Here is a 7,163-nt window from a genome sequence, read left to right as displayed (position 1 = left end):
AGCCCCCGCCCGCCATGAAACGCTACGAAGCCCTTGCCGAGACCCTGGCCGCCGATATCCGCAACGGCAGCCTGCCGCCGGGCACGCGCCTGCCGTCGATCCGCAAGACCGTGGCCCAGTATGGCGTCAGCCCCTCGACCGCCTTCCAGGCCTATTACCGGCTGGAAGAGCGCGGGCTGGTACGGGCGCGCGAGCGCTCCGGCTACTACGTGGCGGGACCGGCGCGGCGCGAGCTGCCCCAGCCGCAGGCGCGGCCGTCGCGCCAGGTGTCGACGCAGGTCGACATCTCCAAGCTGGTCTTCGCCGTGCTGGAAGGCGCGCGTGACCGCGAGCTGGTGCAGTTCGGCTCGGCCTTTCCCTCGCCCGAGCTGTTCCCGTGGGAGCGGCTGGGCAAGTCGCTGGCGCGCGCCGGCCGCGCGCTCGACCCGTGGTACTCGGTCAACGACCTGCCGCCGGGCAATACCGCGCTGCGCCGCCAGATCGCGCTGCGCTACCTGGGCGCGGGCGCGCCGCAGCCGGCCGAGGACCTGATCGTCACCAACGGCGCGCTCGAGGCGCTCAACCTGTGCCTGATGGCGGTGACGCAGCCGGGCGACGTGGTGGCAATCGAATCGCCCGGCTTCTATGCCTCGCTGCAGGCACTGGAGCGGCTGCGGCTCAAGGCCGTTGAGATCCCGGTCGACCCCGCCGAAGGCATCGACCTGGGTGCGCTCGACACCGCACTGTCACGGCACCCGGTCAAGGCGTGCTGGTTCATGACGCAGTTCCAGAATCCGCTCGGCGCCAGCATGTCGGAAGACAAGAAGAAGGCACTGGTGGCCTTGCTGGCGCGCCACCAGGTGCCGCTGATCGAGGACGATGTCTATGGCGAGCTCTACTTCGGCAACCGCTGCCCGCTGCCCGCCAAGGCCTTCGATACGCAAGGCCTGGTGATGCACTGCAGTTCGTTCTCGAAGACGCTGGCGCCGGGCTTCCGCATCGGCTGGGTGGCGCCGGGCCGCTTTGGCGAAGCCATCCAGCGGCTCAAGCTGATGACCACGCTGTCTGCCGGTGTGCCCACGCAGGTGGCGCTGGCCGAATACCTGCAGCACGGCGGCTACGACAAGCACCTGCGCAAGCTGCGCCATGTGCTGGAGATGCAGCAGGGGCGCATGATCGATGCCATCGGCCAGCACTTCCCGGAAGATGTGCGCGTGTCCCGGCCGGAGGGCGGGTATTTCCTGTGGGTCGAGTTTGCGCCCGGCTTCGATGCATTGGCATTGCACCATGCCGCACTGGAGGCAGGCATCGGGCTGGCGCCGGGTCCGATCTTCTCGGCGCGGCAGGGTTACCGCAACTGCATCCGGCTCAACTACGGGCACCTGTGGAGCGATGAGGCCGAGGCTGCGGTAGCCACCCTCGGCCGGCTCATCGCGCAGCAGCAAGGCAGCTAGCGCGCATCGCGATGGCGGCGCAGCGCCCACTCCAGGGTCTCGAACGCTGCCTGTACCACCAGTGCCAGCACGGCCGCCGGGATTGCGCCGGCCAGCAGCAGCGCTGTGTCGTTGAGCGCCAGCCCGGTGGCAATGCGCTCGCCGAAACCACCGGCGCCGACAAAGGCCGCGATTGTGGCCGTGCCGACGCTGATGATGGCCGCGGTCTTGACCCCGGCCAGCAGCACCGGCAAGGCCAGCGGCAGCTCTACATAGCGCAGCACCTGTCCGCCGCGCAGCCCGAGCGCCCGCCCCGCATCGCGCATGCCCTGCGGCACCTGCTCCAGCCCGGTCGCGGTATTGCGCACGATCGGCAGCAAGGCATAGAGAAACAGCGCCACCATGGCCGGCCAGACGCCGATGCGGCCCAGCAGCGGGATCAGCATCGCCAGCAACGCCAGCGACGGCACCGTCTGCAGCACGTTGACCACGCCCAGCACAGCCTGTCCGGTGCGCCGCCGCCGCGCCGCCAGCATCCCCAGCGGCACGCCGACCAGCGTTGCCGCGCCGACCGCCCCCGCCACCAGGCCGACATGGCGCAGCGCCAGGCGCGTGGTGTCGGGCCCGAACAGCGCGGCAGCCAGCCGGCTGCGCGGTTCGGCACCGTCATGCGTTGCCTTTTGCCCCGCAGTGCCGGCCAGGAACGCGCGCGCGATTGCATCGAATGACTGGCCATCGATCTCCGCCGCCGCATTCATGGCGATCATGTCGTCGGCGCTGACGCGCCCGGCCAGCCGCTCCAATGCCTGCCAGGCCTGCGGGAAGCGCTGCGGTACGTCAAGGCGGTAGACCACTACTGCGTCGTAGCGCGGGAAGTAGTGCCGGTCGTCTTCCAGCACGCGCAGCTTGTACTTGCGGATCTTGGCGTCGGTGGAATAGATGTCGATGGCATCGACCTGCCCCGCGGCCAAAGCCTCGTAGGCGACGCCATGGTCCAGCCCGACCGGGCGTTGCGGCAGTCCATAGCGGCTGGCCAGCCCCGGCCAGCCGTCGGCGCGCCCCAGGAACTCGTGGGACAGGCCGAGCCTGAACTGCGGCTGCGCGGCGAGGTCGCTCAGCCGGCGCAGCGCGCCGGCGCGGGCATCGGACACGGCCAGCGCGTAGGTGTTCTCGAAACCAAGCGGAATTGCCGCGCCCAGCCCCATCGGCGCCAGTGCCCGCTGGATGGCATCGAGGCCGGCCCCCGGGTGCAGTTTGAGGATTTCGGCGGCGAGCGTGCCGGTGTAGTCGGGATAGAGGTCGATGCTGCCGGCCTTCAGCGCCTCGAAGACGATCGCGGTATTGCCCAGCCCTGGCTGGTGCTGCGCGGCGCCAGGCGGCCCCGCGGCCTGGGTCAGCAGTTCGCCAAGGATGTAAGACTCGGTGAAGCGCTTGGAGCCGATACGCAGCGGATCTGCCGCGCGCGCCGGCATCGCGCCCGCGAGTGCGGCAGCCAGCACCCAGGCCACTGCCCGCCACAGCGCGCGCCCTGTTCTCCCGATCTCCCGACTGCCGCGGATCCAAGCCAAAACGTCTGTCCCGATATGGGGCCGGTGTGCGCCCGGCATCGCTACATCATAGCTGCCGCATGTCCTTATCCCGAAATAGTATTTGCCATTTGCATGATGAAGGCATCAGAATCCGGATTACACATACATTAATCCCGAGACCCAGCCCGCCATGGAAATCCGGCAACTGGAAGCCTTCGCCGCAGTCGTCACCACCGGCAGCGTCACCGCCGCCGGGCGCCTGCTCGGCCGCTCGCAGCCGGCCATCACGCGGCTGATCCAGGAGCTGGAGGCCGAGCTGGGCTTTGCCCTGTTCACCCGCAGCGGCCCGCGCGTCAGCCCGACCGAGCAAGGCTTCCTGCTCTATGACGAAGTCGAGCAGACGCTGGCCGGCATGCAGCAGATCCGCACCCGCGCCGCGGCGCTGGCGCGCGGCGATGGCCGGCCCCTGCGCATTGCCGCGACCCCGGCGCTGGCGGCCGGCCTGCTGCCGCCGGCGCTGGCGCTGGCCTTTGAGCGCGGGCTGTGCGCGCCGGAACGCGTCGCGGTGCAGAGTGTGTCGCCCGAACAGGTGGTGCACGCGGTGCTGACCGGCGCCGCCGACATCGGTCTGAACAGCCTGCCGCTGGAACACCGCGGCGTGACCGTGCACTGGATCGGCCAGTCCGCGTGCGTCGCAGCCGTGCGTGCCGACGACGCACTGGCCGCACAGCCTGCGATCGCGCTGCAGGACTGCCGCGGGCGCCGCATCGTGACCATGCAGAACCCGTACCGGCTGCGCCGCCGCGTCGACCGGGCCCTGGCTGGCGCCGGCGTGCCCGAAGCGGGCGTGATCGACACCAACACCTCGATCAGCGCGCTGACCCTGGTGCGCGCCGGGCTGGGCATCGCCGTGCTGGAGCCGGTGACCGCCCGCGGCCTGCCGCTGGCCGATATCGCCGTGCGGCCCATCGATGCCGATATCCCTTTCTACTTCGGCGTGATCACGCCACAGGCCCGCCCGGCCAGCACGGCGGTGCTGGGGCTGGTGCAGGCCGTGGCCGACGCCGCCGCCGCGCTGTTGCCCGACCTGGTGCGGCGCGATCCCGCCGAACACGGCGCGCTGCTGCAATCGCTCTATGGCGATGCCAGCGACGACGCTGACACGCTCACGCAAGATGCCGGACTTCCAAGCCATGACTGACCTATCCGCCCCCGCCCTTACCCCCGCCGCCGGCCTGGCCGCGCTTGAAGCGCGCCTGCGCCAGGACCTGTCCTGGCTGGACCTGCCCGCCAAGGCCTGGACCATGCCGCGCAGCCACGATGGCCAGGACGTGCTCGACGTCGCCGTCATCGGCGGCGGCATGGCGGGACTCGCAGCCTGCGCCACGCTGACGCACCTGGGCATCCGCGTGCGCGCCTTTGACCGCGCCCCGGCGGGCTTCGAAGGCCCGTGGACCACCACCGCGCGCATGGAGACGCTGCGCTCGCCCAAGCAGCTGACCGGCCCCGCGCTGGGCCTGCCGGCCCTGACCTTCCGCGCCTGGTTCGAGGCGCAGTTCGGCGAGGCCGCCTGGCAAACGCTGGACAAGATTCCGCGCCTGCAATGGATGGACTACCTGCGCTGGTACCGCCAGGTGCTGGCGCTGGATATCCGCAACCAGCACCAGGTCAATGCCATCGTGCCGCGCGCGGACGGCCTGGTGGCGCTGTCGATGCAGACCCCGGACGGCCCGCACACCGTGCTGGCGCGCCGCGTGGTGCTGGCCACCGGCCGTGACGGCCTGGGCGGTGCCTACGTGCCGCCGGTCGCGGACACGCTGCCGCGCCACCTGTGGGCGCACTCGTCGGACGAGATGGACTACGCCAAGCTGCGCGGCAAGCGCGTGGGCGTGGTCGGCGTAGGCGCCTCGGGCATGGACAGCGCCGCGACCGCGCTGGAGGCGGGCGCCGCCAGCGTCGAAATGCTGATCCGCCGCCCGGACATTCCGCGCGTCAACAAGAGCAAGGGCGCCGGCAACCCTGGCCTGACCTTCGGCCACTACGGGCTGCCCGATGTCTGGAAATGGCGGCTGCGCCATTACATCAACACCCAGCAGGTGCCGCCGCCGCGCGGCAGCACGCTGCGCGTGTCGCGCCATGCCAATGCCTACTTCAACCTGGGCGCAGCGCTGGAAGCGATCGAGGCGCAAGGCGATGTCCTGCACGTGCAGACACCGCAGGGCACGTTCGAGCTGGACTTCCTGATCTTCTCGACGGGCTTCCGCATCGCGCTGGAAACACGGCCGGAGTTCGCCGCCTTCGCCCCGCATATCCGCTTCTGGCGCGACCGCCATGCGCCGCCCGCGGGCCAGGAAGACCGCGAGCTGTCCGACTCTCCCGATCTCGGCGCAGCCTTCGAATTCCAGGAGAAAACGCCCGGCGCCTGCCCCGGCGTCACGCGCATCCACTGCTTCTGCTATCCGGCGGCGCTGTCGCACGGCACCGTGTCCGGCGACATCCCGGCGATCAGCGACGGCGCACGCCGGCTCGGCCAGGGCATTGCCGCGCTGCTGTACCGGGAAGACGTTGAGCTGCACTACGCCGCGCTGCAGGCCTATGCCGAACCCGAAGTCTTCGGCGACGAATGGGTGCCGGCCCCGCCGCCGGCGCTGCGCGCAGCCAAGGCCTGAATCCCACCCCGACCTGAACCTGGAGAGTCCGATGACCCAGCCCCCGACTTCCACGGTCGACCTGATCGACCAGCTCACCGGCCTCGCGCCGGGTAGCGCGACGCACGCGCTGCGCCACCAGCGCAACAAGGTCGTGGCCGCCACGCAAGGCAGCTACGACGCCCTGTTCGACCCCGCCCTGCCTGGCCTGTCGCTGGCAGAGCGCCTGCTGGTTGCGTTGTACGCGGCACGCCTGACGCCGTCGACGGCGCTGGCGGCACACTATCGCGCGCGCCTTGAGCAGGCCGGCGCAGATGTCAGCCAGGTCCGCGCCGCGGCCGAAGGCCAGCCGGAGGATATTGCCGACACGCGCCTGCACGCCATGCTGGAGTTCACCCGCAAGCTGATCGAAAAGCCCGTTGAGGGCGACAAGGCCGCGCTGCAGGCCCTGCCCGCCGCCGGCCTGAGCACCCCGGCAGTGGTCACGCTGGCGCAACTGATCGCCTTCCTGTCGTACCAGGTCCGGCTGGTGGCCGGCTTGGATGCGCTGAAAGCACTGAACGACAACGCCGCAGGAGCCCAGGCATGAGCGAGATCATCAAATCCCACGGCTTCACCAATGAAGTCCTCGACTGGAAGGCCTGGCTGGACGTGGTCGAACTCGACCAGGCCACGCCCGAGCAGGTCGCCGTACTCGAAGAGAGCCACCCCAAGGCCAAGGTCCAGGATTACTACCGCTTCCTGGTGCACCAGCCCGAAATCCTGCGCCAGCGCTCCACCGCCTTCAACGCCATCATGTACGCCCCCGGCGGCATGCCGCGTGCCGAACGCGAGCTCTCCACCACGGTGGTGTCGCGCATCAATGGCTGCGTCTACTGCGCATCGGTGCATGCGCAGCGCTTCGAACAACTGGCCAAGCGCAACGACGTGATCCGCCAGGTGTTCGACGATCCCCATACCGCCGGCACGACTGCGCGCGAACAGGCAATCGCGAAGTTCTCGATCGAACTGACCGAGCGGCCCGCCGAAGTCACTGCCGAGCAGCTCAAGCCGTTGCGGGAAGCGGGCGTCACGGATGCGGAAATCCTGGACCTGATCCACTCGATCGCCATCTTTGCCTGGGCGAACCGGCTGATGCTGAACCTGGGCGAGCCGGTGTTTCCGGAGCAATCCGGGGAGTAAGCCGTCAGGCGCCAGCCACAATGCGCGCGGGCGCTCAGCCCGCGCTGTGATGCACCGCCAGCCAGACACTGGGCTGACTGGCATCGGTCCACGCCACCCGGTGGCGGCAGTGGGCCGGAAGATGCAGCCAATCCCCCGGCTTCATGGGATACAAGCCGGACTGGCCTTCGATCTCGATGGCGGCGCTGCCGCTGACCAGCAGCACCCATTCCGCCTCTGCGCTGTCGTACCAGAAGCCCTCAGGACTGGCCTGCCCGTTGGAGACGATGCGCTCGATCCGCAGCCCGGGCCGTTCCAGCAGCGGCTGGAAAAGTTCCTGCGCCGCGCCGGCCGGGACGTCCGCCAGCAGGTTTCCGTGTTCAGGCTGCATGCTGCCTCCTGGAAGGGAAGTC

The 7,163-nt window shown here is 69.8% G+C and carries 7 protein-coding genes; 5 read left to right on the top strand and 2 right to left on the bottom strand.

The annotated features are described in order from the left end of the window. The first annotated feature begins 14 nt into the window (after positions 1-14). Positions 15-1,433: an aminotransferase-like domain-containing protein gene (locus AC3WRI_RS11990; protein WP_010811551.1), complete on the top strand. Its 1,419-nt coding sequence runs from the start codon at positions 15-17 to the stop codon at positions 1,431-1,433. Here AC3WRI_RS11990 and AC3WRI_RS11985 read toward each other — a convergent pair. Then, the gene (locus tag AC3WRI_RS11985) at positions 1,430-2,911 is read right to left on the bottom strand and encodes a glycine betaine ABC transporter substrate-binding protein (protein WP_492293359.1); all 1,482 of its coding nucleotides are present in this window, start codon (positions 2,909-2,911) and stop codon (positions 1,430-1,432) included. The two genes, AC3WRI_RS11990 and AC3WRI_RS11985, sit on opposite strands and share 4 nt — an antisense overlap. Before the next feature lie 220 nt (positions 2,912-3,131). Between AC3WRI_RS11985 and AC3WRI_RS11980 the strand changes: the two genes are divergently transcribed. The 4 genes from AC3WRI_RS11980 to AC3WRI_RS11965 are packed head-to-tail and all read left to right on the top strand — an operon-like array spanning position 3,132 to position 6,771. After that, a complete protein-coding gene (locus AC3WRI_RS11980) occupies positions 3,132-4,142 on the top strand; it encodes a LysR family transcriptional regulator (RefSeq protein WP_011615164.1) in 1,011 nt (336 codons plus the stop codon). Further along, positions 4,135-5,610: an FAD-dependent oxidoreductase gene (locus AC3WRI_RS11975; RefSeq protein WP_492293358.1), complete on the top strand. Its 1,476-nt coding sequence runs from the start codon at positions 4,135-4,137 to the stop codon at positions 5,608-5,610. Before AC3WRI_RS11980 ends, AC3WRI_RS11975 begins: the two co-directional genes overlap by 8 nt. A gap of 31 nt (positions 5,611-5,641) precedes the next feature. Then, positions 5,642-6,178 (top strand): CMD domain protein, encoded by a 537-nt coding sequence (locus AC3WRI_RS11970; RefSeq protein ID WP_010811547.1) that lies wholly within the window; start codon positions 5,642-5,644, stop codon positions 6,176-6,178. Further along, a complete protein-coding gene (locus AC3WRI_RS11965) occupies positions 6,175-6,771 on the top strand; it encodes a peroxidase-related enzyme (protein WP_010811546.1) in 597 nt (198 codons plus the stop codon). The genes AC3WRI_RS11970 and AC3WRI_RS11965 overlap by 4 nt, the downstream gene beginning before the upstream one ends. Positions 6,772-6,805: 34 nt before the next feature. On the opposite strand, the gene AC3WRI_RS11960 is transcribed toward AC3WRI_RS11965, so the two are convergent. Continuing rightward, entirely contained in the window at positions 6,806-7,141 is a 336-nt protein-coding gene (locus AC3WRI_RS11960; protein WP_010811545.1) for a cupin domain-containing protein, read from the bottom strand. Positions 7,142-7,163: the final 22 nt, after the last annotated feature.

This window comes from Cupriavidus sp. FW305-27 (assembly GCF_058787995.1).
Note: the sequence above shows the minus strand (reverse complement) of the source record. Positions and strands in the feature narration are given on the sequence as shown.

Bases quoted from the DNA above. Each gene is read 5' to 3' on its own strand.
- AC3WRI_RS11990 (WP_010811551.1), top strand. From the start codon at position 15: ATGAAACGCTACGAAGCCCTTGCCGAGACCCTGGCCGCCGATATCCGC.
- AC3WRI_RS11980 (WP_011615164.1), top strand. From the start codon at position 3,132: ATGGAAATCCGGCAACTGGAAGCCTTCGCCGCAGTCGTCACCACCGGC.
- AC3WRI_RS11975 (WP_492293358.1), top strand. From the start codon at position 4,135: ATGACTGACCTATCCGCCCCCGCCCTTACCCCCGCCGCCGGCCTGGCC.
- AC3WRI_RS11970 (WP_010811547.1), top strand. From the start codon at position 5,642: ATGACCCAGCCCCCGACTTCCACGGTCGACCTGATCGACCAGCTCACC.
- AC3WRI_RS11965 (WP_010811546.1), top strand. From the start codon at position 6,175: ATGAGCGAGATCATCAAATCCCACGGCTTCACCAATGAAGTCCTCGAC.
- AC3WRI_RS11960 (WP_010811545.1), bottom strand. From the start codon at position 7,141: ATGCAGCCTGAACACGGAAACCTGCTGGCGGACGTCCCGGCCGGCGCG.